Origin of the sequence: Mycolicibacterium nivoides, assembly GCF_003855255.1 — a bacterium.
GTDB lineage: Bacteria > Actinomycetota > Actinomycetes > Mycobacteriales > Mycobacteriaceae > Mycobacterium > Mycobacterium nivoides.
Map to the genome: position 1 here is coordinate 6,332,859 of NZ_CP034072.1, position 26,815 is coordinate 6,359,673.

Sequence of the window (26,815 nt, forward strand, 5' to 3'; positions counted from 1 at the left end):
ATGACTGAAACGCAGATCGACGAGGCCCTCGAGGAACTCGTCGAGGGTGAAAAGACCTGGGCTTCCCTGTCATTGGCGGCCCGGCGCGGCTTGCTCGACGAGGTGCGCGCACTGACCGCGCGCCACGCCGCCGAGTGGGTGGACGCTGCCGTCGGGATCAAACAGCTCGACCCCTCCTCACCGCTGGTCGGCGAGGAATGGATGTCCGGTCCGTACTCACTGGCAGCCGGGCTGGCCGCACTGTCGGAGAGCATGGCCAAGCTGGAAGCCGGCCGCAGCCCGCTCGACGGCGCCGCGTTCGGCTACGCCCCGGGCGGCCGGACCACGGTAAAGGCCCTGCCGCTCAACACCTTCGACCAGCTGCTGCTGTCCGGGTTCAGCGCCGAGGTGTGGCTGCAACCCGGTATCGAGAAGGCCGAGGCGATTCGGTCGGCCGGTCTGGCCCAACGCGACCCGTCCCGCACCAACGGCGTGGGCGCGGTTCTGGGTGCGGGCAACATCTTCTCGATCGCCCCGCTGGACACCATCTACGAGCTGTACGCCAACAACCGTGTCGTGGCGCTCAAGCTGAATCCGATCACCGATCCCCTGTTGCCGGTGCTGACCAAGGTGCTGGCCCCGTTCATCGCCATCGGCGCGGTGCGCATCCTGACCGGCGGAGCCGAGGCCGGCACATATCTGGTGCGCCACAAGCTCGTCGACCACGTGCACATGACCGGTAGCGCGCTGACCTACGACGCCATCGTGTTCGGTACCGGTGAAGAGGGCGCCCGGCGCAAGGCCGCCGACGAGCCGGTGCTCGACAAGGAGATGACCGCCGAGCTCGGCGGGGTGTCGCCGACCATCGTGCTGCCCGGCACCTGGAGCAAGGCCGACATCGAGTTCCAGGCCAATCACGTTGCCACACAACGGCTGCACAACAACGGCTACAACTGCGTGGCCGCGCAGGTGGTTGTGCTGCCCAAGCGCTGGGCGCAGCGCGACGAGTTCGTCGCCGCCATCCGCAAGGCTGTCAACGACGCTCCGGCGCGGGCCGCCTACTACCCCGGCTCCGACGTCAGGGTCGCCGGCGCGGACACGTCGTATCCGGACGCACAGCACTTGGGCTCGAGGGGTGCCCGGGTCCTGGTGGTGGATCCGGATGACCGGGAAGCGTTGTTGCGCACCGAATACTTCGGACCGGTGCTCGGCGTGATCGATCTCGACGTCCCGGATGACCAGTTCGCCGAAGAGGCTGTGCGCATCGCCAACGACGAGTTCGTCGGCACCCTCGGGGTGAACATCATCGCCCACCCGAGCACCATCGCGGGCCTCGGCGAGAAGTTCGACCACCTCGTCGAGCGGCTGCGCTACGGCACCATCGCGATCAACGCCTGGACCGGCGTGGGGTATTTGACCCCGACCGCCACCTGGGGAGCATTCCCCGGGCACAAGCGCAACGACATCCAGAGCGGAACCGGCGTGGTGCACAACGCTTTTCTGCTCGACCGTCCGGAGCGCACCGTGGTCCGCGGCCCGTTCCGACCCGCGCCGCGGTCGGTGTTCGGCGGCGAGTGGTCGTTGTCGCCGAAGCCCCCGTGGTTCGTCAACAACCGCACCGCGGCGACGACGGGCCGGCTGCTGGTGGACTTCGCGGCGGCACCGGGCTGGGGCAAGCTGCCCGCGATCTTCGCGTCGGCGCTGCGGGGTTAGTTGCGGGCTCAGCGGGAGACGACGGGCGTGGCCGGCGCGCGCAGCAACCGCTGCGCGCAGTCCAGCAGCACGCGGTGCAGCTCCTCGTCGGAGACGTCGTTGAGCGTGGGGTCGGTGGCACTGCCGTAGACACCGGCAGCGAGCACCGACATGCAGATCCGGTCGGCGACATCGGGGTCGGGGCCCAGCAGGATCCCGGTAAGCCGTTCGATCGTGTCCTGCAGTTCGTCGCGACTGTGCACCAGTCCGTCGATGACAGGATCCCCGTGGAACACCGCGGTCACCCGGCGGTGCCGCACGGCCATCTCCACCATGCCGCTGACGGCGGCCTCCCGCCGGGCCTCCGGCGTGGACATCGCCTCGGCGATACGGACCAGCCGCATCATGTCGTCGAAAACCGGCTGGATGACAGCCAGCACGATCTCGTCCTTCGAATGGAACTGGTAGTAGACGGCAGCCTTGCTGACGCCGAGGCGGTCGGCGATCATCTGCAGCGACGTGCCGTTGACGCCGTGCTCCGCGAACAGGCTCAGCGCCGCTTCCAGCACCCGCTCGCGCGCAAAACCACGCGGCGCCACAGCCTTCGCCACACCTGTCCCTTCGTCGCGCTGAGCGTACCCAAGGGTGCTAGATCACACCGTCAATTAAACGAACTAACTTGATTGAAGTTAGCCGACTGTATAGGTTTCACTTTACATCCGGCAAGGAAAGCTGCGGGGAGGAGTACTGATGCCGAGCTCATGCATGGCGCCTCTGGCAGATCTCCTCGACACCTATCTCATGACAGCCGCCGAATCCGGCGTCGAGCAGGTGGTTTTCCTGGCCTCAGATCTGGACCCGCGTCCTTATCAACTGCCATGGCCCGTCGGCACCTCCGTGTACGTGGTGGACGACCCGGCGATCCTCGAGGTGAAGACCGAGGCTCTGGCCGACACCACCCCCACGGCGGCCGTACGAGGCGTCCCCGCTGACATCAGCGGAAACTGGCCCGCGGCGCTCACCCAGGCCGGGTTCGACGCCGACCGGGCCACCCTGTGGAGTGTGGAGGGCGTATTACCCTTCATCCCATTGGATGAGCAGCGTCGGCTCGTCGCCGACATCACCGTCATGAGCGGGCCGGGCAGCCGGCTGATCTCGGAGATGTCGGTCAGTCCCTTCCGGGACGATTCGGGTGGGGATGTCGACGTAGAAAGGTGTTGGCGGGAATCCGCCGACGCCGACATGATCACGAAGTGGCAATGGAGCTGCGCCGCTAGCCGGTACGTCACCGCGTACCTGACCTCCGAAAGGCCGACCAGCGAATATGAAGCTGTTGAGACGGTTCTGGATTCCGTTGATCATCGCCGCGGTGGTGTTGGTCGGCGGGTTCACGGTGATGCGGGTCCGCACGTTCTTCGGCTCAGGCGACGGCACCGGCATCGCCAGCGCGAAGGTCGATGACACCAAGCCGTTCGATCCCAAGGTCGTGGTCTACGAGATCTACGGCCAGCCCGGTGCGACCGCCGACGTGAACTACCTCGATCTCGACGCCCAGCCCCAGCGCATCGACGGGGTCTCCCTGCCGTGGACGCTGCGGCTGGAGTCCACCGCGCCGTCGGTGTTCCCCAACATCGTGGCCCAGGGCGACGGCAGCTCGATCAGCTGCCGCATCACCGTCGATGACGAACTCAAGGACGAGAGAACCTCCAACGGCGTGAACGCCCAGACCTTCTGCTTGGTGAAATCTGCATGAGCAATTACGACACCCCGACCGACTCGATCCCGGTCGCCTCCGCACCTAAGCACACCAACCACGGCGGGATCGCCAAGTGGATCCGGCGGCTGTCGGTGCCGATCATCATCGGCTGGATCGCTGTCATCGCCCTGCTGAACGTGATCGTTCCCCAGCTCGAAGAGGTCGGGAAGATGCGCTCGGTGTCGATGACACCGGACGACGCGCCGTCGATGATCGCCATGAAGCGCGTCGGCGAGGTGTTCCAGGAGTTCAAGTCCAACAGCTCGGTGATGGTCGTGCTCGAGGGCGACAAGCCGCTGGGCGACGAAGCACACAAGTACTACGACCAGATCGTCGAAAAGCTCGAGGCCGACAAGTTGCACATCGAGCACGTCCAGGACTTCTGGGGCGACCCACTCACGGCGTCCGGCGCCCAGAGCTCCGACGGACTGTCGGCCTATGTGCAGGTCTACACCGCCGGTAACCAGGGCGAGGCGCTCGCCAACGAATCGGTCGAGGCCACCGAGAAGATCGTCCAGAGCGTCCAGGCGCCGGAAGGTGTCAAGGCCTACGTGACCGGACCGGCCGCGATGGCGGCCGATCAGGAGATTGCCGGTAACCGCAGCCTTGAAATGATCACCGCGCTGACGTTCGTGGTCATCATCGTCATGCTGCTGACGGTCTATCGCTCCATTGTGACCGTGATCCTCACGCTGTTCATGGTGGTGCTGTCACTGTCGGCCGCCCGCGGACTGGTTGCCTTCCTGGGCTACTACAACATCATCGGGCTCTCGACGTTCGCGACCAACCTGCTGGTGATGCTGGCCATCGCGGCGTCCACCGACTACGCGATCTTCCTGATAGGCCGATATCAAGAGGCCCGAAGTGTCGGTGAAGACCGAGAGTCGGCCTACTACACGATGTTCCACGGCACCGCCCACGTGATCCTGGGCTCGGGCCTGACCATCGCCGGCGCCACGTTCTGCCTGCACTTCACGCGCCTGCCCTATTTCCAGTCCCTCGGTATCCCGCTGGCCATCGGCATGGTCATGGTGGTTCTGGTCGCGCTCACCCTGGGCTCGGCGATCATCTCGGTGGCCACCAAGTTCGGTAAGACGCTGGAGCCCAAGCGGGCCATGCGCACCCGCGGCTGGCGCAAAATCGGTGCGGCCGTGGTGCGCTGGCCCGGACCGATCCTGATCGCCACCATCGCTATCTCGCTGGTCGGCCTGTTGACCCTGCCCGGGTACAAGACCAACTACAACGACCGCAAGTACCTGCCTGCGGATCTGCCGGCCAACACGGGGTATGCCGCGGCTGACCGCCACTTCTCCCCGGCCCGGATGAACCCCGAACTGCTGCTCATCGAGAGCGACCACGATCTGCGCAATTCCGCGGACTTCCTGGTGATCGAGCGGATCGCCAAGCGCATCATCGGTGTGCCTGGCGTCTCCCGCGTACAGGCCATCACGCGCCCGCAGGGAACGCCGATCGAGCACACCTCGATCCCGTTCAACATCAGCATGCAGGGCACGACCCAGACCATGAATCAGAAGTACATGCAGGACCGCATGGACGACATGCTCAAGCAGGCCGACGAAATGCAGGTCACGGTCGACACGATGACCAAGATGATCGCGCTCATGGAGCAGATGAAGACGGTCATGAACAGCATGGTCGGCAAGATGCACGGCATGGTCGACGACATCAAGGAACTCCGCGACCACATCTCGGATTTCGACGATTTCTTCCGGCCGATCCGCAACTACCTGTACTGGGAACCGCACTGCTACGACATCCCGATGTGCTGGGCGATGCGCTCGGTGTTCGACACCCTTGACGGCGTCGACACCATGACAGCCGATTTCGAGCAGATCGTCCCTGACATGGACAAGATGAACGCCCTCATCCCGGTGATGATCGCGAACATGCAGCCCATGATCGCGACCATGAAGACGATGAAGACCATGATGCTGACCATGCAGGCCACCAACGGCGGCCTGCAGGATCAGATGGCGGCCATGCAGGACAATTCCACCGCCATGGGTCAGGCCTTCGACGCCGCCAAGAACGACGACTCGTTCTACCTGCCGCCGGAAACCTTCGAGAACCCGGACTTCAAGCGCGGCATGAAGATGTTCCTGTCCCCCGACGGGCATGCGGTGCGGTTCATCATCAGCCACGAAGGCGATCCGATGAGCCCCGAAGGGGTCGCTCACGTCGAACCCATCAAGCTGGCCGCCAAGGAGGCGATCAAGGGCACCCCGCTGGAGGGTTCCAAGATCTATCTCGGCGGTACCGCGGCAATGTTCAAGGACATGCAGGAAGGCGCCAACTACGACCTGCTGATCGCCGGAATCGCCTCACTGTGCCTGATTTTCATCATCATGCTGATCCTCACGCGCAGCATGGTGGCCGCGGCGGTCATCGTCGGCACCGTGGTGTTGTCGCTGGGCGCATCGTTCGGTCTCTCGGTGCTCATCTGGCAGCACCTGATCGGACTGGAACTGCACTGGATGGTGCTGGCCATGTCGGTGATCATCCTGTTGGCCGTGGGCGCGGACTACAACCTGCTGCTGGTCTCCCGGTTCAAAGAGGAGATACACGCGGGTCTCAACACCGGCATCATCCGCGCGATGGGCGGCACCGGGTCGGTGGTCACGTCGGCGGGCCTGGTGTTCGCGTTCACCATGATGTCGATGGCGGTCAGCGAGCTCGCCGTGATCGGCCAGGTGGGCACCACGATCGGCCTCGGTCTGCTGTTCGACACCCTGGTCATCCGGTCCTTCATGACGCCGTCCATCGCAGCGCTGATGGGCAAGTGGTTCTGGTGGCCGCAGATGGTGCGCCAGCGGCCCAAGCCCGAGCCGTGGCCCAAGCCGGTCCAGCGCGAGCCGCAGGACTCTCTCGCCTAGCGGATTACCTCAGCACCGCGAGCGACCGTGTCTGTACGTAGACACGCCGTGAATTGCGTACCTTTGCGGTCGCTCGCGATGCTTGGCCGGCCCGCCTACCTGACGAGCGCGACGGCGAAGCCGTCCCAGCCCTTGGTTCCCACGGTTTGAATGGCCGCCGTATCCAGTCGCGGATGGCTACCCATCATCTCCAGCATGTCGCGCACTGCACGGGCCTGCTGGTCGTCGGCCGCCGGTTCGAGCACCCGTCCGGATCGGGTGATGTTGTCCACCACGATGATCGATCCCGGCCGGCCCAGTTTGATCGCCCACTCGACGTAGCTGACGTTGTTCTCCTTGTCGGCGTCGATGAAGGCGAGGTCGAACACGTCACCGCGCTCGGCCAACCGGGGCAACGTGTCCAGTGCGGCGCCGACGATCACCTCGACACGGTCGGCGACACCGGCCCGCGCCAGATTGGCCTGCGCGACCTCGGCATGGCGGGGTTCGTATTCGAGCGTGACGACGCTGCCCTCCGGACCGACGCCGCGGGCCAGGTTGATGGTGCTGTATCCGGCGAGTGTGCCGATCTCGAGCACCCGTCGCGCCCCGGAGATCGTGGCCAGCAGCGACAACAGCTTGCCGTGTTGGGCTGACACCTCGATGGCGGGCATGTCAGCGTCGTGCGCGGATTGGCGCGCCGCGGCCAGCGCCTCGTCCTCGGTGCGCAGCACCTCGTTGAACATGAGGTCGACATCGCGGGGTTCGGTCATGTGCGCCAGGCTAGCGTCATCGGGTCCGGCCGAGCAGCCGCCGCTCCACGACGTCGGCGCCATGCGACACCCCACCGGTCGCGGCGAATCCGGCAGCCACCCGACGCGCCCCGTCAGCCATCCGCATCGCCTCGCGCACCTTGTCGCGCAGTCTGTCCGGAGTCAGCCGCCGGGCGGGAAGCCTGGTCCCGCACCGCGCCACCTCCACCCGCCGCGCCACCTCGAGCTGATCCCGCCCGTAGGGCACCACACAGACCGGGATGCCACGGGCCAATGCCTTCTGGGTCGCGCCCATCCCACCGTGTGTCACGGCACATACCGCGCGGTCCAGCACGAGTGCGTGCGGAACGAATTCGCACACGGTCGCATTGGCCGTCGACTCGATGCCCGGCGGCAGCCCGGCCGGCATCGTCGCCACCACGTGTACCGGCTCGTGAGCCAGGGCCTGCACGGCGACTGTCACCAGATCGGCATCGGCCTGTTTCTCCGACGACGTCGTCACCAGGATGATCGGCCGATCGATCGCGCCCAGCCAGTCAGGCACGACCTCGCCGGCCCGATCGAGCACACAGGGTCCGATCATCTGGACGGCATCGCCCCATTCGGTGGCGGGGTATTGGAACGGCTTGCCGCTCGCCAGCAGTATCAGTGAGGCCCGGCGCAGGAACTCGTCCATCGAATCCACCTGCGAGACAGCCACCTTCGCGCGAACTCGGTTGATCGGCGGCAGCATGATCTTCTCGAGAGGCCCGACCACCGCGGCGCGGACGGCGGCGTCGCGGATCCGGCCCATCGGCCCGGTCCGGGGCGGCAAACCCAACCCGAACGGCGGCACCCCGTCGGCCCGCAACGGCACGGTGTACGGCGCGAAACTCGCCCACGGGACGGTCCCCGAATCGGCCAACGATTGAGCGCCCCAGCAGTTCACGTCGATGAGCAGTGCGTCCGGGTCCGCCTGCCGCACCGCGTCGGCGAGATCGGTGATCTCGTACTCGGCGCGGTGACCGAAGGCGGCAACGCCGATCTTCAGCGCTTCCCGCGGATTGGTGGCCTGCCAGTCGTCGATTTGGATCGCCTCGATCCGCGGGTCGATCGGTTCGGCGACGAAGCCGAGGTGCCGCGCGGTATCCAATCCGGCGGAGAGGGTGCGCACGTGCACGGTGTGTCCTCGACTTGCCAGTTCGACCATCAGCGCACTCATCGGGAGCAGGTGACCGAGCGCCGGCGAGGTGTAGGCCAGGATCGTCGCCACCGTTACGTCATCCTCTGGGCGGCGTCGATTCTGCCTCGGGCGTCGAGCTTTTCGCACAATGCCAGGTACTGCGCGCACAATTCGGCATAACCCGGCCCGTCGCCTTCCGCTCGGGCCAGCAAGGTCCGTGAGTGCAACCACCACAGGTCCAGCGCCGGGATACCGGGCCGCAGCTCTTGCCATTGCTCGACAATTCGCCGGGCTTCGGCCCGCTCGCCCTCGGATCCGGACGCAACCAGGATCTCGACGAGTGTCTCCCCCAGGCATCCCAGGAGGAACCTTGAGCCGTTGTCGGCATACTTCGCGAAACCCGCACGCAGATCGGTCAGCGCTCGTTCCCGGTCTCCCTTGCGGGCCACGTCGGCGGCGAGGTCGGCGATGATGGTGGGCCTGATGAACGTCATCGAGCTGTGCTCGTCGATATACGAAAGTGCTTGCCGCAGCGCATCAATCGCTTCGGCACTCGGCTCGGGCCGCGCGCGCAGTACGGCGGTGCCGCGAGCCCACAGGGTGCAGACGACGCCGCTGCTGTCGCCGAGCGCGTCAGCGGCGCGTGCCGCCTCGTCGAGAGCGTCGATGAACTCGTCCGCGTGGCACAGACCGAGCGCCACCGCAGCTCCCGCGTACAGCACAGTGTGGGTGAAGGTCATCGGCCGATCCGCCTGAGCCAGCTCGATACCTTCGCGCAGGTGGCGTCGTCCCTGTTCCGACTGGCCAAGGCACAACTCCATGACACCGCGCAGCGCCTGCGCGGGAGCGAGTTCGGTGGGCGGTGTCCGGTCCACGTCAAGTAGGTCGATGGCCCGCAGGCCCGAGTCGAGTTCACAGTTGGCCAGCTTCGCGAAGGCGACCGCGTTCACCACGATGCCAGTGGCCTCGGCGTCCCACTGGGCGTCCTCGGCCATCCGGTGCAGCTCCGAGGCGAGCGCCGCGGCCTCATGGAGGTTCTCCTCGTTGACCGTGATCGACCACAGCTGCCCGGCGGTTCCGATGGCGAGCGACCTCGCGTTGTCGGTTCGCGTTGCGAGATCACGGAATTCGCGATACCGCGAAGCCGTGTCGACGTCGTTGCCCACGTACAGCGAGGTCGACACCAGCAGCGCACGAGATGCCACCTGCATGTCGGCCACCCCGGCCTGATCCGGCGGCAGCTCGTCGGCGATGCGCTGGGCATGCTCCCACTGCTCGCGCGCCGCGGGAATGTCCCGCAGTCGGATCCACTGCCCCGCACGCATATGCCACCGGTAGGCGGCGATGAGTTCACCGGCCGCCTCGAGGTGGGCGGCGATCAACGCAGCATTCTCATCGGCGGCTGAGGGATCACGTCGCTCGATGGCAGCGGCGAGACGGCCGTGGGCATGCGCCCGGTCACGGTTCAGCTGCGACTCGTAGGCCACCGTGCGAACCAGCGGATGATGAAAGCAATACCGTTGTCGGGGAAAGAATTCCGTCTGATCGATCAGTTCTGCGGAGACCAGCTCGGGCAGTCCGTCCGCCTCGAGGTCCGGCCGCAGCACACTCAGGGTGTCGGTGTCGAAGTCCGCGCCGATCACCGCAGCCGCATTGAGGGCCTGCTTGGCGTGTGCCGACAACCTGTCGATACGTGCCGCCAGGGCGGCCTGAACCGTCGCCGGGACGAAGATGCGGTCGAGATTGCTCGTCATCCGATAGTTCCCGCGGCTCCCGGCCAACACGCCCCGCCCAGCGAGATCGCGGACGATCTCTTCGACGAAGTACGGGTTCCCGACGGCGACCCCGGCGATGCGGGCGGCCAGCCCGGCCAGTGACGGATCGTCGCCGAGGAGGTTGCCGACCAGGCAGGCTGTGACGGACGCCGTCAGCGGCTGCAGCCTGATGGTCGCTGACGGATCCCGGTGCAACGCTCCGTGATACTCCGGCCGATAGGTCGCGACGACCGTCGCCGTCGCCACATCGCCGATCGCGACAACGAAATCGGCGAGGACCTCGTCGCTGGGCGCGTCGATCCAGTGCACATCCTCGAGGACGAAGACCGTCGGGACTGCGGCGACTCGAACCGCGGTGGCCATGAGTTCAACCAGCCGGCGTCGTCGACCCTCGATGGCGACATGCAGATCGGGCGCTTGCGCATCGCTGAGACCCATGGCCTCGAACAGCACGCTCGCATCCGGCGACTCCGCGGGCAAGCGTCCGCCGAATTGTGCGATGACGCGCTCGCGTGCGGCGGCAGGGCTCAACCCGTCCACCCCGAACATGCCGTGCAGCAACAGCGACAGCATCCGGAAGGCCAGCACGGAGGCGTGCGCCTCGCCCCTGGCCACCACGACCCGGACGCCCTGCCGTTCAGCGGCCGCGGCGAAATCGCCGACCAGCCGGCTCTTACCCAGGCCCGGCTCACCGATCAGGCCGACAAACTCGCCGTCCCCTGAGTCAAAGGCCTCCTGCAGGCGGTTCAGTTCCGCCGCACGGCCCAGCAGGACGCCGTCGCCTCGGCCCAGCACTCCGCTGCCGGTTTCCACCGAATACAGCTGCCGCGCCGCCACCGGCTCGTCGAAGCCCTTGACCGTGACGTAATCCGTGGGTCCGAGCCGCGCGGCGGACTCGACCAATCGCGCGGTGGACAGTGAGCACATGACCCCTCCGGCGGGGGCAGCTGATTCCATGCGCTGCGCCAGGCCGACGGGGTGTCCGACGGCGGTGTACCCGCCCGAGCCGATCGCCCCGGCGATGACGTCACCGGAGTTCAGCCCCACCCGCAGATTCAGGGCGGCCCCATCGCGGCGGGCGACGTCGGCGGCCAGCACAGTGGTTGCCGTCTGGATCTCCAGGGCCGCGATGCAGGCTCGCAGGGCGTGATCCTCCAGCGCGGCCGGCGCACCGAACAGTGCCATCAGACCGTCGCCGGTGAATTTGTCCACGGTCCCGCCATAGCGCTGCACCACGGCCGCGGCCCGATTGAACAGATCGTTCATGATTTCGCGAAGTCGCTCGGTATCGACTGCGGCGGCGAGTCTCATCGACCCGACGACGTCAGCGAAGAGCACGGTGACCTGTTTGTATTCGCTGGCCTCCGGGCGCGCGCCGACCGGCGTCCCGCACATGTCGCAGAATCGTGCCCGCGGCCGCAGGTCGCTGGCACACGATTGACACCGGTCGGCCGTCTCAGAGACCTGGCCGGCCATTCGCCAATCCTTCTAGCCCGTCAATATGGCAATGATCGCGTACTCGGGCTCAGACCACACCTTCTTTGGCGTAGACCATGCGCAGGACCAGGCCGACCTCCGGCCCCATGATCGCCGTGCACAGCTCGATATGGGCGGCGACGAAATCCGGTCCGTGCGGCGGGTCCGCATGGCTCAGGTGGTGGGCAAGTTCGTGCAGTACCACCAACTCTCGCAGGGCCCAGGTGTCGCGCTCGGGCACGGCGATGACGGCCTTGCCGTCCATCAGCTCGTAGTGTGCCGCGGTCACGCCCCGGCGGCGCCGCACGGCGACCGGATCGGCACCGACCCGGGCGACGACGTCGTCGACGTAGCGCTGCACCGAGTCCACCGACCCGAATTTCGCCTCGGGGGGCAAGGTGAGGGAGGTGCCGAAGAAGTCGATGGCCCGCGAACTGTGTTGTGCCGCACGGTCGAACATGGTCCGCACGAACTGCTCCGCGGCATAGACGCGGGCCCGCTGGCCGTCGCGCGCGCTCACTGCTCCAGGGCGCCGCGTGCGCCGGAGATCTCCTGGTTGGCCCCGAGCCGGGCATGGCGACCGGCGCGGTCCCCGGCCCGCCGGGCGGCCGACGAGTATCCGGCCGACGCGCTGGCAGCCCGCCAGGTGCCGCGGGCCTGCGACGTCTCCCGGTAGAAGCTGCGCAGCTCGATATCCTTGTCCCGCAAGGCGATAGCGGTGCCCGGCCGGTCGGCCACATCGGCCTCGCGTTGGGCCTCTTCTTTGGCTTCCGACAGCCGCTGCCCGATCCGGGCTCCGAAGGCCAGCTGGAAGTTGAGCCGGGCGGTGATGGTCGGGGTCGGGCGGTGCGCGCCCGAGGCGATGTAGCTCTCCGACGCCTTCACCATCTGTAGCACCAGGCTGGTGTAGAGCGCGTGGGTGGCGTCGATGTCCTCGGCGAAGCCGTACGCGTAGACGAACGTCGAGTTGGACGCGACATCGCATTTCACATCGTTGGCCATGCCGATCACCACGAACAGCTGCACATAGGTGCGCAGCCCCTTGGTGCCGGCCTCGCCGATGGTGATGGTGCGCTGCACCGGCATCTGCGCCTTGGTCCGCTCGGCCGAATGCGCGCGGGCCAGTGCCAGGTCGATGGCGGTGGCGGTGGCCAGCCGCTGGGCGGCGGCCATGAACGCCTCGGCCTCGTGCAGATTGTCGGTGCCCTCGGCCTGACGCAGCAGTGCGGCGATCCGCGCCAGCATCTTGTCGTCAGACATACCGCGATCCGCTTCGCTTCTCGCTTGCCGTCATGCCCGCGATCCTAGAAACCTCCTCTGACATCACTTCCCGACGAAGCCTCCCACCGCGTCCACCACCTGCGGTGACAACGGTCCGGGCTTGCCGTAATTGGCGATGCTGTCGGTGGGATCGTCGCGCAGGACGTGGTTGACGCCCTTGAGCTCGACGAGCGTGAGTGCGGTGTGCTTGAGCGCGTCGATCAGCGGACGCTCGATCTCACAGCTGGCCTGGGAATCCGAGTCCGAGCAGGTGAGCAGCACCGGCATACCGTCGGGCAGCGCGGCGGCCAGCTGCAGCGGGTCGATCTTGTCGGCCTCGACGATGGCGTTGAGGTTGTCCTTGTTGACGATCGCGCTCAGGCCCTCGGGGAGGTTGGCGGGCACGGTGCCCTTGGTGCGGATCTCGTCGACGGCGCCCAGCCAGGCGGTCAGCACCTCGGGCGTGGCGCCGGAACGCACCCGGTTGGTGATGATGTCGAGGTAGCGGCCGGACAGCGGCTGAAACAGCGCCAGCGAGTGAACCTTCGGATCGCCTGCACCGGCCAGGGTCATGGCGTGGATGGCGCCTTCGCCCACCGCGTAGATCGACAGCTCGGCCGCGTCGGTGTCGGGCCGGCCGGCCAAGAAGCGCAGCGCGGCGGCCGCCCCGCTGGTGTAGACACCGCTGACCACCTCGGTGGGTTTCTTCTCGTACGGGCCGAGCTTGGTGGCGCCGGTGCCGACCTTGTCGTAGCGCAGGCTCGCGACGCCCTTGTCCGACAACGTTTCCGCGAGCTGACGCATGTTGCCTATCGGGCCGACGACCTTGTTGTCGCCGTTGCGGTCGGTGGGTCCGCTCTCGGAGATCAGCAGCGCGGCGGGGCCCGCCGTGTCCCGGTGCCGATAGGTGCCGTGGATGGTGAGACCGTCGGCGTCGAACGTGACGTCGGTATCGGTCCATGCCGGTTGCCGAGCCTCCGTCGAGGTCCCCGAACCGCAGCCGGCCACCAGCAGCACCGAAAGTAGTGCCACCGCAAGCTTTCTCACAGGTGGGTCTCGATCCAGGTCGTCACGTCGTCGAGGACAAGCTCCTTCTCGGGCTCGTTGAACACCTCGTGGAACAGACCCGGGTACACCTTGAGGTGGACGTCCTGGGAGGCCACACATTCGACGAGGCGGTGGCTGCCCTCGACGGGCACCAGGCGGTCCTTCTCGCCGTGCACCACCAGCAGCGGCGCGGTGAGGGCCGAGGCCCGCTGCGGCATGGTCTCGCCCACGATGATCAGCGCCCGGGCGATTCCCGCGGGGACCTTGCCGTGCCACACCAACGGGTCGGCCTTGTAGGCCGCCACCACCTCGGGGTCGCGGGACACCGCGTCGGCGTCGAGATTCTCCACGGGCAGCCCGGGGGCGATCTTGCCGAGCACCTTGGCCACGACCGCCAGCGCCGACGACACCGATGCCTGCGCGGCCACGGCGGGCCCGGACAGCACCATCGCGGTGTATTCGTCGGGGTATTCGACGCCGTAGCTGAACACGATGCCGCCGCCCATGCTGTGCCCCAGCACGATGCGCGGGAGCTGCGGGTACTCGGCGGTCGCGATGCCGACCAGCGTGTGGAAGTCGCCGACGTACTCGGACATGTCGCGCAGGTACACCCGCTTGCCGCCGGAGCGGCCGTGACCGCGGTGGTCCAGGGCGTAGACCACCAGGCCCGCCTGCCCGAACCGCTGCGCGACGTGGTGGTACCGCCCGGCGTGTTCGCCCAGGCCGTGGGAGAGGACGATGACGCCTCGCGGCGCGACGTCGGGCGTCCATACGTCGTAGACGATGCGGACCCCGCCGACGCCGTCGAAGGTCTGTTCACTGCGGGTGCTGGTCACCCTGGCGAGCGTATTCGATCGAAGTTGTCGGGGGTGCTGCGTAAGCTCGCGAATGTGACGGTCCTCGCTCACCGCCTTGACGATGACAGCCCGGCCGATGCGTTCCTGGCCGACGCCCAGCGCTACCGACGTGAGCTGCTGGCGCACTGCTACCGGATGACGGGCTCGCTGCACGATGCCGAGGATCTGGTGCAGGAAACCTACCTGCGCGCCTGGAAGGCCTACGGGGGTTTCGAGGGCAAATCCTCGGTGCGTACCTGGTTGTACCGCATCGCCACCAACACCTGCCTGACGGCGCTGGAGGGCAGGCAACGCCGTCCGCTGCCGTCGGGGTTGGGCAACCCGAGTTCGTCGCCCACCGACGAGATCTCCGAGCACCACGAGATCCCATGGCTGCAGCCCCTGCCGGATTCCACCGACGACCCGGCGGATCCCAGCACCATCGTCGGGACCCGCGATTCGGTGCGGCTCGCGTTCGTCGCAGCCCTGCAGCATCTGTCGCCGCGGCAACGCGCGGTGCTGGTGATGCGCGAGGTGCTGCAGTGGAAGGCCGCCGAGGTCGCCGGGGCGATCGGTACTTCCACGGCAGCCGTCAACAGCCTGTTGCAGCGGGCCAGGGCTCAACTCGACGCGGTGGGCCCCAGCCAGGACGATGCGATCGACCCGCCTGACTCCCCGCACGCCCAGAACCTGCTGCGCGACTACATGGCCGCCTTCGAGGCCTACGACATCGACAAGCTGGTCGAGTTGTTCACGGCCGAGGCTGTCTGGGAGATGCCGCCGTTCGACAGCTGGTACCAGGGACCGGAGGCCATCGGCGATCTGTCCCGGTACAAGTGCCCGGCCGAGGAACCCGGGGACATGCGGTTCATCGCGACGAGCGCCAACGGCCAGCCCGCGGCCGCGATGTACATGCTCAACCGCGAGACGGGCCGGCACGAGGCGTTCCAGCTGCACGTCCTCGAGGTACGTCCCGAGGGCATCTCGCATGTGGTGGCGTTCATGGAGCTGGCCCTGTTCGAGAAGTTCGGGCTGCCCGCCTCACTCTGACTTGTACGCCGCTTCGAGCTTGGCGATGTCGAACTTGCCGACGGTGCTCAGCACCGCGGACATCAACCGGGCATCGGCCTCGGAATCCCCCTTGGCCAGCAGGTCGTAGTACTCGGTCGGGGTGATCTGCCAGGCCAGCCCGTACTTGTCCTTGAGCCAGCCGCAGGGCAACTCCTCGCCACCCTCGACCAGCGCGGCCCAGATCTGGTCGAGCTGCTCCTGGCCGGTGACGCGCACTTCCAGCGAGACGGCCTCGGTGAAGGTGAACTGCGGACCGCCGTTGATGCCGACGAAGCGCTGCCCGGCCAGCTCGAACTCGACCACCACCGGCACGTCCTGCGGGGACGGCGAATCGGGATGCGAGGCGATGGTGTTGATGACGCGGCCGTTGCCGCCGAAAGCGGCGATGTAGTGGTGGGCGGCCTGCTCGGCCTCCCGGTCGAACCACAGATTCGGGACGATGCTTGCGTTGATCTCGGTCATGTTGGGGCAGACCGATGGCAGGCACATTTCTCATCGCCGCGTGTTCACAACACATCACCTGACAACGAAATCAAGCCAGTATCGCCGCAGTTCAACGGCCAGTTACCGAACGGTATTGCAACCTGTTCTATTATCGCCTCTCATGAAGACCAAAGGCGCCCTGCTGTGGGAACTCAACTCGCCATTCCAGGTCGACGAGATCGACCTCGGCGACCCCGTCGCCGACGAAGTACAGATCCAGATGCACGCCGCGGGCATGTGCCACTCGGACTACCACCTGACCACCGGTGCCACCCCGATGGCGCTGCCCGCGCTCGGCGGCCATGAGGGCGCCGGCGTCGTCACCAAGGTCGGCAAGAACGTCACCGGCATCGAGGAGGGCGACCACGTCATCCTCGCCTTCATCCCGGCCTGTGGTGAATGCCCGCCGTGTCTGAAGGGCTTCCGCTCGCTGTGTGACCGCGGCGCGGTCCTGCTGGGCGGTAAGGCCATCGCCGACGGCACCAACCGCATCACCGCCGGCGGTCGAGAGGTGTCGCCGATGAACCTGCTCGGCACCTTCGCGCCGTACATGACCGTTCACAAGGATTCCGTCGTCAAGATCGACAAGGACATCCCGTTCGAGACCGCGGCCATCATGGGCTGCGCGGTGCCGACCGGCTTCGGCTCGGCCACCAACGTCGCCGACGTCAAGCCCGGCGAGACCGTCATCGTCGTCGGCGTCGGCGGTATCGGCATGAGCGCCCTGCAGGGCGCGGTCATCTCGGGCGCCAAGCACGTCATCGCGATCGACCCGAACGAGTGGAAGCGCGAGCAGGCCATCAAGTTCGGCGCCACGCACGTCTACGCATCGATGGCCGAAGCCATCGCGCCGGTCATCGACACCACCTGGGGTCTGATGGCGGACAAGGTCATCATCGCCGTGGGCGAGATGAAGGGCGAGTACATCGAAGAGGCGATGATCCTCACCGCCAAGACCGGCACCTGCGTGGTGACGGGCATGGGCTCGATGATGGACGCCGACGTCAAGCTCAACCTGTTCCTGTTCACCATGTTGCAGAAGACGTTGAAGGGCAACATCTTCGGTGGCGGCAACTCGCACGTCGAGACGCCCCGGCTGACGGCGCTGTACAAGTCGGGCCTGCTGAACATCGACGACATGATCACGCGGACCTACAAGCTCGAGGACATCAACCAGGGCTACCAGGACATGCTGGACGGCAACAACATTCGCGGCGTCATCAAGTTCGACGAGTCGGACTGGTAACAGTCTCTGCGCGAGCAGCGGCGGAAGCCCCCTTTTCAGTGTGGAAAAGGGGGCTTTTGCGACTCAGCGGGACAGCCCGGTCAGCCGCGCCAGGGCATCGAACCCGTCGTCGGTGCCCGGCCAGTGCGCCCGGACGGTGTCCAGGCCGGCGTGGTGGACGACGCTGCGGAGCACCACGGTGACGATGATGGCGTCGTCGGCGTAGCCGAGCACAGGGATGAAATCGGGGATCAGATCGATGGGCAGCGCCAAATAGACCACCAGCAGCGCCAGCCGGACGCGCACGCCGATGGGCAACGATCTGTCCGCGGCCAGCCGTGGGATCAGCCGCAACAGGTCCGGAAGTATCCGCAGCGCCTCACCGAGCAGGTTTCCGCGCGGCCGCACGACGAGCAGGGCGACGACGAGCACGAGCCAGCTCAGCAGCAGGGCGGCGCCGAGGCCGAGCAGCGTGTTACCCCACCAGGTGTCGACCACCTGACGATCATCGCCAGCCATGCCGGGCAGACGCAAAAGTCCCCCGGAACGTGCGCTCCGGGGGACCTTCGGGTCTGTTCGCGAGAGTTACTTGGGTGGCATCCGGATGCCGCCGTCGACGCGGACCACCTCGGCGTTCATGTACGAGTTGGTCAGCAGCTCGACGACCATGGAGGCCAGCTCGTCCGGCTTGCCGAGGCGGTGCGGGAACAGCACCGACTCACCCAGCTTGGCCTTGAACGCCTCGGAGGCCTCGCCCTCGCCGTAGATCGGGGTGTCGATCAGGCCGGGGGCCACGGTGTTGACGCGGATGCCCACCGCGGACAGGTCGCGGGCCACGGGCAGGGTCAGGCCGACCACACCGCCCTTGGACGACGAGTAGGCCGCCTGGCCGATCTGGCCGTCGAAGGCCGCGACGCTGGTCATGTTGACGATCGCACCACGCTCGCCGGTGTCGGTGAGCTCGTTGCGGCTCATCGCGGTGGCGGCCAGCCGGATGCAGTCGAAGGTGCCGACCAGGTTGATCGCCAGGACCTTCTTGTAGGCGTCCAGGTTGTGCGCGGAGGCGAACTCGCCGTCCTTGCCGATGGTGCGCTGGGCCCAGCCGATGCCGGCCGAGTTCACCAGGGCGCGCAGCGGGCCGAGTTCGACGGCCTTGTTGACCGCGGCCTCGATCTGCTCGGTGCTGGTGACGTCGACGCTGACGAAGGCGCCGCCGATCTCCTTGGCGAGGGCCTCGCCCTTATCCGCCTGCAGGTCAGCCACGACGACGCGGGCTCCCTTGGCAGCCAACTGGCGGGCAGTCGCCGCGCCGATACCTGATGCGCCACCGGTGACGATGGCGCTTGCTCCGTTGAGTTCCACGCCCAACACACTAAGCCCCTGCGCTACCCGATCCACCGGTTGGTCAGCCAAGGCCGTCGGTAGGCTGACGCCATGGCTTCCGGGACGTCCAGAGTCGATATCCGACGCGCGGACGACCGCGGTGCGAGCACGACCGATTGGCTGCAGTCGCGGCACTCGTTCTCATTCGCCGACTACTACGACCCGGCCAACACCCACCATGGGCTGTTGTTGGTGAACAACGACGACATCGTCGCGCCCGGCTCGGGCTTTGACACCCACCCGCACCGGGACATGGAGATCGTCACGTGGGTGCTGTCGGGCCAGTTGGCGCACAAGGATTCGATGGGCAACTCCGGGGTGATCTACCCGGGCCTGGCCCAGCGGATGTCCGCCGGCACGGGCGTGCAGCATTCCGAGAAGAACGGATCTTCCAGTGAGCCCGTGCATTTCGTGCAGATGTGGGTGCTCCCCGATACCGCCGGGGTGACGCCGAGCTATCAGCAGCAGGAGATAGAGCTGGCCAATACGTTGACGCCGATCGCCTCCGGTGCGGTCGCCGCGGCCGTCACCCTGCACAACCGCGATGCCACGCTGTACGGCGCCCGCCTGCAGCCCGGTGACTCGGTCGAGCTGCCGCGGGCCCGCTACCTCCACGTGTTCGTCGCGCGCGGGTCGGTCACGCTGGAGGGATCCGGGCCGCTGGCCGAGGGTGACGCCGCCCGGCTCACCGATTCGGGCGGACGGGTCACAGCCGATACTGACGCCGAGATCCTGGTCTGGGAGATGAATGCGGGTTTGGGCGGCGCGTAGCGCGATCGCACTGATCACCGCGGCCGCGCTGGCCGCGTGTGGGACGAACCCCGAACCCTCGCCCCCGCCGTCGGTATCGAGCGCCGCGCAACCGCCCGCCGGGCTGGCCTCCGCGCCCCTGCACGTCCCCGCCGAACTCGCCCAGGCCCCGCTCGACGAACCGCGCCAGGCGCTGATCCCCGCCGGCTGGACCATCGAGGTGATCGCCCGCGTACCCAAGGCCAGGATGGCCGCCTTCGCCCCCGATGGCGCGTTGCTGGTGTCGGTGCCGGCCACCGGGCAGGTGCTCACGGTGCGCCCTGACCGGCGCACTCTGCTCGACGGACTGGAACAGCCACACGGACTCTTCTTCGCCGGGACGACCCTGTATGTCGCCGAGAGCAACCGCATCGACGCCTACGACTACGCCGACGGCCGGGCCGTCAACCACCGCACCATCGCCGGTGACCTGCCCGACGCCAAGAGCCCCGAACTGCGGGGCGCCTATTCCCACGCACTCAAGAGCGTGGTCGTGGGATCCGATGGTGCGGTGTACTTTTCGATCGGATCGACCGGCAACACCTCGGCCGAGGACCGCACCGCCACCCCGCCTCGAGCCACCATCATGCGGGTGCCGCCCGGTGGTGGGCCTGCGGCGCCGTTCGCCACCGGGGTGCGCAACGGCACGGGCCTGGCCCTCGCGCCGGACGGCGCGCTGTGGACGGCGGTGAACAACCGCGACAACGTGCCCGATCCACAGGGCCGGGTGCGCCAGGACTATGTGGACGACCACCCACCGGAGACAGTGGCCAAAGTAACGCCGGGGCGCGAATTGGGTTGGCCCTACTGCAATCCCGACGGAGCACCACCAGCCGGGTTCATCCGGGACATGGACACCAACGCCGACGGCGACAAGATGGATTGCGCGGCGCTGGCACCGGTCGAGCAGACATTGGGCGCGCATTCGGCGCCACTGGGGATGAGTTTCACCGAGCTTTCCGGCCATGGTCCCGGCGCACTGGTGGGGGTGCACGGCTCGTGGAACCGGGAGTCGCCGCAGGCTCCCGAGGTATCGTTCTTCGGTTGGCACAATGGAACATTGGGCCCGCAGCAGACCCTGGTCTCCGGTTTCCAAGCGGACGACGGCACTCGCTGGGGCCGCCCCGTGGCCGCGATTGCCGGCCCGGACGGCGCCGTGTACATCACCGATGACTACGCCGGCGCGGTGTATCGGCTGGCGCCTTAGACGTACGATCGCCGTTGTGGCCGACCAACAGCTAGGCGATCTCAAGCTGCTGCGCCGGGTCCGGGACCGTATCGACCGCGAGTACGCGCAGCCGCTGAACGTCGAGGCACTTGCCCGCGGGGTCAACATGTCCGCCGGACACCTCAGCAGGCAGTTCAAGATCGCCTACGGCGAGTCACCGTATTCCTATCTGATGACCCGTCGTATCGAGCGTGCCATGGCGCTGCTGCGTCGCGGCGACATGTCTGTCACCGAGGTCTGCTTCGCCGTCGGCTGCTCCTCTCTCGGCACGTTCAGCACCCGGTTCACCGAACTCGTCGGCATCCCGCCCAGCCGTTACCGCGAGCAGACCGCCGAGGTGACCGATGGCCTGCCGTCGTGCATGGAGAAGCACGTCACCAAACCGATCAGGAATCGAGAAGCGGCTGCGGTGGGTCTGCACCTAGCGTCGGATGCATGACACATGACATGACAGACACGGCCATCAGAATTCACAACACCTTCCTGCCGCACGAGGATCCGGAAGCCTCCCTGGCCTTCTACCGCGATGTCCTCGGCTTCGAGGTCCGCCTCGACGTCGGCGGCGGCAAGATGCGCTGGATCACCGTCGGGCCGGTCGGCCAGCCCGACACCTCCATCGTGTTGCATCCGCCGGCCGCCGACCCGGGGATCACCGACGACGAGCGCCGCCTGATCGCCGAGATGATGGCCAAGGGCACGTACTCGATCATCGTGCTGGCCACCAAGGATCTGGATGCCACGTTCGAGAAACTGCAGGCCACCGATACCGAGATCGTCCAGGAACCGACCGACCAGCCCTACGGCGTGCGCGACTGCGCCGTCCGTGACCCCGCCGGAACCATGATCCGAATCCAGGAGTTGCCCTAACCGATGAGCACCGCCACGACCCACCCCGCCGACAGCCACGATCTGATCCGGGTCACCGGTGCCCGGGAGAACAATCTCAAGGACGTCGACATCGAGTTGCCCAAGCGCCGGTTGACGGTGTTCACGGGCGTCTCGGGGTCGGGCAAGAGCTCGCTGGTGTTCGACACGATCGCCGCGGAGTCCCAGCGGCTGATCAACGAGACCTACAGCGCCTTCGTCCAGGGTTTCATGCCGAACCTGGCACGCCCTGAGGTCGACGTACTCGACGGGCTGACCACCGCGATCATCGTCGACCAGCAGCGGATGGGCGCCGACCCGCGCTCCACGGTCGGCACCGCCACCGATACCGGGGCGATGCTACGTATCCTGTTCAGCCGGCTGGGCACTCCGCATATCGTTTCGCCGCAAGCCTTTTCGTTCAACGTGGCCTCGATCAGCGGGGCGGGTGCGGTGACGCTGGAGAAGGGCGGGCGCACCGTCAAGGAGCGTCGCGACTTCAACATCGTCGGCGGCATGTGCCCGCGCTGTGAGGGACGTGGCGCGGTCAACGACATCGACCTGAGCGCGCTGTACGACGACACCAAATCGCTGAACGAGGGTGCGCTGACCATCCCCGGCTACAGCATGGACGGCTGGTACGGCCGGATCTTCCGGGGCTGCGGCTTCTTCGACCCGGACAAGCCGATCAACAAGTTCACCAAGAAGGAGCTCGACGCGCTGCTGCACAAGGAGGCGACCAAGCTCAAGGTCGACGGGGTCAACCTGACCTACCTCGGGCTGATCCCGCAGATCCAGAAGTCGTTCCTGTCCAAGGACGTCGAGGCCATGCAGCCGCACATCCGGGCGTTCGTCGAACGTGCGGTCACGTTCACCACCTGCCCGGAGTGCGACGGCACCCGGCTGTCGGAGATCGCACGCTCGGTGAAGATCGAGGGTGTCAACATCGCCGAGCTGTGCGCGATGCAGATCACCGAACTGGCCGCCTGGCTGGGCAGCCTCGCGAAGAAGCCCGCCGCCAAGTCGGTGACTCCGCTGCTGGCGGCGTTGCAGCACACGCTGGATTCGTTCGTCGAGATCGGATTGGGCTATCTGTCGCTGGACCGCCCGGCGGGCACCCTGTCCGGCGGAGAGGCCCAGCGCGTCAAGATGATCCGCCACCTGGGGTCGTCCCTGACCGATGTCACCTACGTGTTCGACGAGCCGACCATCGGCCTGCACCCGCACGACATCGCCCGGATGAACGATCTGCTGCTGGCCCTGCGGGACAAGGGCAACACCGTGCTGGTGGTCGAGCACAAGCCCGAGACGATCTCGATCGCCGACCATGTCGTTGACCTGGGTCCGGGCGCTGGATCGGCCGGGGGCGAGGTGGTCTTCCAGGGCAGTGTTGCGGGCCTGCGAACCAGCGACACCGTCACGGGCCACCACCTGGGCTACCGCGCCGGGCTGAAGGATTCAGTGCGGAAAGCCAACGGCGCCATGGAGATCCGCGGGGCCGACACCCACAATCTGCGCGATGTGGACGTCGACATCCCGCTGGGCGCCCTGGTGGTGATCACCGGCGTCGCGGGCTCGGGCAAGAGTTCGTTGATCGACGGCTCGGTGGCAGGCAGGGACGGCGTGGTGGTGGTCGATCAGAGCCCGATCCGCGGCTCGCGCCGCAGCAACCCGGCGACCTACTCCGGGCTGCTCGACCCGATCCGTAAGGCATTCGCGAAGGCCAACGACGTCAAACCGGCACTGTTCAGCTCGAACTCGGAGGGGGCCTGTCCTGCGTGCAACGGCGCCGGGGTGATCTACACCGACCTCGGGGTGATGGCCACCGTCGAGACCACGTGCGAGGAGTGTGAGGGCAAGCGGTTCGGCGCGTCGGTGCTGCAATACACCCTCGGCGGACGCAACATCGCCGAGGTCCTGGCCATGCCCGTCAGTGAGGCGGAGCGGTACTTCGGCGAAGGCGATGCGAAAGTTCCTGCCGCACAGAAGATCCTGTCACGGATGGCCGATGTGGGCCTGGGTTACCTGACGCTCGGGCAGCCACTGACGACACTGTCCGGTGGTGAGCGGCAGCGACTCAAACTCGCTGCGCGCCTCGGCGACACCGGGGCCGACAAGGCCGATACGTTGATCCTCGACGAGCCGACCACGGGCCTGCACCTGGCCGACGTCGAGCAGTTGCTCGGACTGCTGGACCGGCTGGTGGATTCGGGCAAGTCGGTGATCGCGATCGAGCATCACCAGGCGGTGATGGCGCACGCCGACTGGATCATCGACCTGGGACCGGGCGCCGGACACGACGGCGGTCGCGTCGTCTTCGAAGGCACCCCGGCAGATCTGGTCGCCGAGCGCGCCACACTGACGGGGCAACACCTCGCCGAATATGTGGGTAACTGAACCAACATTGTCAGGGCGTCCGAACTTTCCGGTGTTGATCCCCAAACTTATTGTCGAATAAGCACTTTCGGATGGGACGGTTTGCGCCGCCCCGTCCGAGGTGCGTATGGTGGACAACAGCGAAGGGGAGTAGCCCCCAATCGGATATTCGACATACTGGCCGCGCAGCGATGCATCAACGGCCCGGTTATCCGAACCGGTCACGGCCGGTGGGCGAGACCTTCGGCCGTAGACCATTGGGTTGCCGGCCGGAGGCATATGGATAAGCCCCCAACGGCACCCAACGACCGAGGAGTTGTTGAGTGCTCGCTGCTCTGCTCTTGAGCTTCGCTGTCATCTTCGTCGCCGAACTCGGCGACAAGTCGCAGCTGATGGCCATGACCTTCGCACTGCGCTACCGCTGGTGGGTGGTGCTCGTCGGTATCACCGCCGCCACCACCGCAGTTCACCTGATCTCCGTCGCGGTCGGCCACTACCTGGGCGCTGCGCTGCCGACGCACCTGCTCGGCATCCTGGCCGGGGTGGCGTTCGTGTTCTTCGGGCTGTGGACCCTGCGCGGCGACAAGCTGTCCGACGATGAGGCGACTCGTGCCCAGCGTTCGACCGCCCCGGCGTTCTTCACCGTCACCTCGGCCTTCCTGCTCGCCGAGCTCGGCGACAAGACGATGCTCGCAACCATCACGCTCGCCGCCGACAACGACTGGGTGGGTGTGTGGATCGGTTCCACCATCGGCATGGTGGCCGCCGACGCACTCGCCATCGTGGTCGGGGCGATCGCCGGCAAGCACTTGCCCGAGCGCGTGATCCAGCTGGGCGCGGCGGCGCTGTTCGTCATCTTCGGTCTGGCGATGCTGCTGGAGGGCGCGTTCCCGACGGCCCCGGTATTGGCGACCACCGCGGGTGCGATTGCCGTGACAGCGCTGTGCGCGGCGGGCCTGCGTGCGCTGCCCCCACATTTGCGGCCGGCGGTGATGCGCAAGCCCCAGGCGGCCGAACCAGCTAACTCCGATCAACCAGGTGCGATCGCCCCTTGACCCAACCGTGACCAGGCTGTTACGCATGTTGACAGAGTTTCCTGTGTGGTTATTGTGTAGTTCGTGCCAGGCCTGGCAAAACTCCTCAAGCGTGCGGTCGCCACTGCGTCCGCCGTTGCCGTCTGTGTGGCATTAGCCACCACCGGCTCCCCCGTCGCGCGCGCCGAGGACGCCCGGGCACTGCTGCTCGGCGCGATCGCCAACACCAAGGGCGCCTACCTCGTCTACAACTTCGGTGGCCAGTTCGCCGCACCGTTCCTGTCCGCCGACGGCCGCGCCTACACGCTGAACAACGGCGGCCACCTGATGGCCATGAAGAACGCCTCCAGCCGGCTCAACCCGCGCCTGCTGGTCGACAGCCATCAGGGCTATCAGTCCCGCTGCGAGCGCACCCCCGGAGCCAGAACCAGCGAGGGACTCTGGCAGGCGTCGGAAACCTATGCGCCCCTCGCCGCGTGGCAGGTGCTGGGGCAGCCGACCATCGCCGTCAATGCCAACTTCTTCGACGTGCGCGGGCAGCAGGGCGGATCGTGGCGCGACACCAAGTGCTCATCCCCGCTGGGCGCGTACGTGGACAACACCCGCGGGCAGGGCCGGGCAAATACCGCGGTCACCGGCACCCTGGCGTATGCAGGCAAGCAGGGCCTGTCCGGCGGCGACGAACGCTGGGCGGCGCTGGCCACCATGATCCTGCCGATGGGCGGCGCTCCGTATGTGGTGATGCCAAAGGGACCCGACGACTATGACTCGGCCTCCCCGGTGATCCAGCGGCTGCTGGATCAGAACGCCCGGTTCGTGGCAGTGGCCGGCATCGGATTGCTCGCCCCTGGCGACACCGGTCAGCTCAACGACCCGGGCCCCAGTGCGGCGCGCACCGCGGTCGGTTACAACCGGGCCGCCGATCAGCTGTTCGTGTTCCAGGGCGGCAGCTACACGCCGGACAACATCCAGGACCTGTTCCGCGGCCTGGGCGCGGACAACGCCCTGCTGCTCGACGGTGGCGGCTCGTCGGCGATCGTGTTGCGCCGCGATTCCGGCGGCATGTGGAGCGGCGCCGGGTCGCCCCGCGGGAACTGCGATACCCGGCAGGTGCTGTGCGACTCGCGCGAGCGGGCACTGCCCAGCTGGCTCGCCTTCAACTGAGCGGCCGGCTAGTTCACCAGGATCTCGGCCAGAACAGCATTCGGCATCCGCAGGGGCTGCAGGTACTTACGCAATCCCGGGTGACACAGCTGTAGAAGTCGTTCCTGGGGCTCGGCGTCTCCCATGCGTTGGCTGCCAAGGTATTTCAGTGTCGCGCCCGCGGGAAGATCGCCGGCAACCGCTGACGCCGTCGTGCCCGAGATCAACGTCTGTCCCCCGTGAGCGATGTCGCGCAAGCGCTTCGTACCGGTGCGTGAGGTGTGCACGCCGATACACAGGTCAAACGGATCCAACGGCGTCAACTGCAGGTACAGCGCGCAGGACACCGCGTCAGCGGCACGGTCGAAGGTGGCCGTGAAACCGTCGCAGGCGGGTTGCCTCGTCGACAGGATCCCGCCGTGGAGCGCGACAAAGTGGGTCATCGTCGCCCGAAAATACGGAAGCGCGGCCGCCATGTCCGCGGGTTGCGTTTGCCACAGGCGTGCGGATCCCTCGGTGCGGGCCATCAGCCATGCCTTCTCGGTCGACAGCTGTTCGGTCACGCGCGCGTTGCTCCTGCCGGTTCTCGC

The 26,815-nt window shown here is 67.0% G+C and carries 25 protein-coding genes; 13 read left to right on the plus strand and 12 right to left on the minus strand.

Annotated elements, in window-relative coordinates; translation table 11 throughout:
• Positions 1 to 1,692 carry an aldehyde dehydrogenase family protein gene (locus tag EH231_RS30835; RefSeq protein ID WP_090433444.1) on the plus strand — a complete coding sequence of 564 codons (1,692 nt, stop codon included), beginning with the start codon at positions 1 to 3 and terminating at the stop codon, positions 1,690 to 1,692.
• Between the two features lie 8 nt (positions 1,693 to 1,700).
• On the opposite strand, the gene EH231_RS30840 is transcribed toward EH231_RS30835, so the two are convergent.
• The gene (locus tag EH231_RS30840; RefSeq protein ID WP_090433442.1) at positions 1,701 to 2,282 is read right to left on the minus strand and encodes a TetR/AcrR family transcriptional regulator; all 582 of its coding nucleotides are present in this window, start codon (positions 2,280 to 2,282) and stop codon (positions 1,701 to 1,703) included.
• Positions 2,283 to 2,421: 139 nt separating this feature from the next.
• On the opposite strand from EH231_RS30840, the gene EH231_RS34540 reads away from it, so the two are divergent.
• From EH231_RS34540 to EH231_RS30855, 3 genes are read left to right on the plus strand one after another with little or no spacing between them, the layout of a single operon-like run.
• On the plus strand, positions 2,422 to 3,132 hold the full coding sequence (locus tag EH231_RS34540) for an SAM-dependent methyltransferase (protein ID WP_124713964.1): 711 nt from the start codon (positions 2,422 to 2,424) through the stop codon (positions 3,130 to 3,132).
• The gene (locus EH231_RS30850) at positions 3,044 to 3,424 is read left to right on the plus strand and encodes an MmpS family transport accessory protein (RefSeq protein ID WP_241178212.1); all 381 of its coding nucleotides are present in this window, start codon (positions 3,044 to 3,046) and stop codon (positions 3,422 to 3,424) included. The genes EH231_RS34540 and EH231_RS30850 overlap by 89 nt, the downstream gene beginning before the upstream one ends.
• Complete coding sequence (locus tag EH231_RS30855; protein WP_090429051.1) at positions 3,421 to 6,321, plus strand: MMPL/RND family transporter; 2,901 nt, start codon at positions 3,421 to 3,423, stop codon at positions 6,319 to 6,321. Before EH231_RS30850 ends, EH231_RS30855 begins: the two co-directional genes overlap by 4 nt.
• 95 nt (positions 6,322 to 6,416) lie before the next feature.
• Here the strand turns inward: EH231_RS30855 and EH231_RS30860 are convergent, their stop codons facing one another.
• The 7 genes from EH231_RS30860 to EH231_RS30890 form a co-directional block, all read right to left on the minus strand.
• Positions 6,417 to 7,073: an O-methyltransferase gene (locus EH231_RS30860; RefSeq protein ID WP_124713966.1), complete on the minus strand. Its 657-nt coding sequence runs from the start codon at positions 7,071 to 7,073 to the stop codon at positions 6,417 to 6,419.
• A gap of 16 nt (positions 7,074 to 7,089) precedes the next feature.
• Positions 7,090 to 8,325, minus strand: a complete 1,236-nt coding sequence (locus EH231_RS30865) for a glycosyltransferase (RefSeq protein WP_090429053.1) — start codon at positions 8,323 to 8,325, stop codon at positions 7,090 to 7,092.
• A gap of 2 nt (positions 8,326 to 8,327) precedes the next feature.
• Positions 8,328 to 11,405 (minus strand): ATP-binding protein, encoded by a 3,078-nt coding sequence (locus tag EH231_RS30870; RefSeq protein WP_241177842.1) that lies wholly within the window; start codon positions 11,403 to 11,405, stop codon positions 8,328 to 8,330.
• Between the two features lie 130 nt (positions 11,406 to 11,535).
• Complete coding sequence (locus EH231_RS30875; protein WP_090429058.1) at positions 11,536 to 12,006, minus strand: TIGR04338 family metallohydrolase; 471 nt, start codon at positions 12,004 to 12,006, stop codon at positions 11,536 to 11,538.
• Positions 12,003 to 12,746, minus strand: coding sequence for a DUF2786 domain-containing protein (locus EH231_RS30880; RefSeq protein WP_090429061.1), 744 nt, complete (start codon positions 12,744 to 12,746; stop codon positions 12,003 to 12,005). The genes EH231_RS30875 and EH231_RS30880 overlap by 4 nt, the downstream gene beginning before the upstream one ends.
• Positions 12,747 to 12,809: 63 nt before the next feature.
• Entirely contained in the window at positions 12,810 to 13,793 is a 984-nt protein-coding gene (locus tag EH231_RS30885; RefSeq protein WP_090429064.1) for an alpha/beta fold hydrolase, read from the minus strand.
• Positions 13,790 to 14,629 carry an alpha/beta hydrolase gene (locus tag EH231_RS30890; protein ID WP_124713968.1) on the minus strand — a complete coding sequence of 280 codons (840 nt, stop codon included), beginning with the start codon at positions 14,627 to 14,629 and terminating at the stop codon, positions 13,790 to 13,792. The genes EH231_RS30885 and EH231_RS30890 overlap by 4 nt, the downstream gene beginning before the upstream one ends.
• Positions 14,630 to 14,653: 24 nt before the next feature.
• On the opposite strand from EH231_RS30890, the gene EH231_RS30895 reads away from it, so the two are divergent.
• Positions 14,654 to 15,679, plus strand: coding sequence for a sigma-70 family RNA polymerase sigma factor (locus tag EH231_RS30895; protein WP_090429068.1), 1,026 nt, complete (start codon positions 14,654 to 14,656; stop codon positions 15,677 to 15,679).
• Here EH231_RS30895 and EH231_RS30900 read toward each other — a convergent pair.
• The gene (locus EH231_RS30900; protein WP_090429071.1) at positions 15,671 to 16,162 is read right to left on the minus strand and encodes a VOC family protein; all 492 of its coding nucleotides are present in this window, start codon (positions 16,160 to 16,162) and stop codon (positions 15,671 to 15,673) included. The two genes, EH231_RS30895 and EH231_RS30900, sit on opposite strands and share 9 nt — an antisense overlap.
• A gap of 142 nt (positions 16,163 to 16,304) precedes the next feature.
• Here EH231_RS30900 and EH231_RS30905 point away from each other — a divergent pair, with 142 nt between their 5' ends.
• Entirely contained in the window at positions 16,305 to 17,429 is a 1,125-nt protein-coding gene (locus tag EH231_RS30905; RefSeq protein WP_090429076.1) for an NDMA-dependent alcohol dehydrogenase, read from the plus strand.
• 63 nt (positions 17,430 to 17,492) lie between these two features.
• Here the strand turns inward: EH231_RS30905 and EH231_RS30910 are convergent, their stop codons facing one another.
• Both EH231_RS30910 and EH231_RS30915 read right to left on the minus strand, forming a co-directional pair.
• Positions 17,493 to 17,927, minus strand: a complete 435-nt coding sequence (locus tag EH231_RS30910; RefSeq protein ID WP_164481092.1) for a YkvA family protein — start codon at positions 17,925 to 17,927, stop codon at positions 17,493 to 17,495.
• A 66-nt stretch (positions 17,928 to 17,993) separates the two neighbouring features.
• Positions 17,994 to 18,770: an SDR family NAD(P)-dependent oxidoreductase gene (locus EH231_RS30915; protein ID WP_036390576.1), complete on the minus strand. Its 777-nt coding sequence runs from the start codon at positions 18,768 to 18,770 to the stop codon at positions 17,994 to 17,996.
• Positions 18,771 to 18,842: 72 nt separating this feature from the next.
• On the opposite strand from EH231_RS30915, the gene EH231_RS30920 reads away from it, so the two are divergent.
• From EH231_RS30920 to EH231_RS30950, 7 genes are all read left to right on the plus strand, one after another.
• A complete protein-coding gene (locus EH231_RS30920) occupies positions 18,843 to 19,562 on the plus strand; it encodes a pirin family protein (protein ID WP_124713969.1) in 720 nt (239 codons plus the stop codon).
• On the plus strand, positions 19,540 to 20,787 hold the full coding sequence (locus EH231_RS30925; protein WP_124713970.1) for a PQQ-dependent sugar dehydrogenase: 1,248 nt from the start codon (positions 19,540 to 19,542) through the stop codon (positions 20,785 to 20,787). Before EH231_RS30920 ends, EH231_RS30925 begins: the two co-directional genes overlap by 23 nt.
• A 16-nt stretch (positions 20,788 to 20,803) precedes the next feature.
• Complete coding sequence (locus EH231_RS30930; RefSeq protein ID WP_409543820.1) at positions 20,804 to 21,247, plus strand: helix-turn-helix transcriptional regulator; 444 nt, start codon at positions 20,804 to 20,806, stop codon at positions 21,245 to 21,247.
• A complete protein-coding gene (locus tag EH231_RS30935) occupies positions 21,244 to 21,675 on the plus strand; it encodes a VOC family protein (protein WP_205867693.1) in 432 nt (143 codons plus the stop codon). The genes EH231_RS30930 and EH231_RS30935 overlap by 4 nt, the downstream gene beginning before the upstream one ends.
• Before the next feature lie 3 nt (positions 21,676 to 21,678).
• A complete protein-coding gene (locus tag EH231_RS30940) occupies positions 21,679 to 24,069 on the plus strand; it encodes an ATP-binding cassette domain-containing protein (RefSeq protein WP_124713971.1) in 2,391 nt (796 codons plus the stop codon).
• 302 nt (positions 24,070 to 24,371) lie between these two features.
• Complete coding sequence (locus tag EH231_RS30945; RefSeq protein ID WP_090429094.1) at positions 24,372 to 25,103, plus strand: TMEM165/GDT1 family protein; 732 nt, start codon at positions 24,372 to 24,374, stop codon at positions 25,101 to 25,103.
• Positions 25,104 to 25,166: 63 nt separating this feature from the next.
• Positions 25,167 to 26,246: a phosphodiester glycosidase family protein gene (locus EH231_RS30950; RefSeq protein ID WP_090429096.1), complete on the plus strand. Its 1,080-nt coding sequence runs from the start codon at positions 25,167 to 25,169 to the stop codon at positions 26,244 to 26,246.
• Positions 26,247 to 26,254: 8 nt separating this feature from the next.
• On the opposite strand, the gene EH231_RS30955 is transcribed toward EH231_RS30950, so the two are convergent.
• The gene (locus EH231_RS30955) at positions 26,255 to 26,788 is read right to left on the minus strand and encodes an adenylate/guanylate cyclase domain-containing protein (RefSeq protein WP_090429099.1); all 534 of its coding nucleotides are present in this window, start codon (positions 26,786 to 26,788) and stop codon (positions 26,255 to 26,257) included.
• Between the last annotated feature and the right edge of the window lie 27 nt (positions 26,789 to 26,815).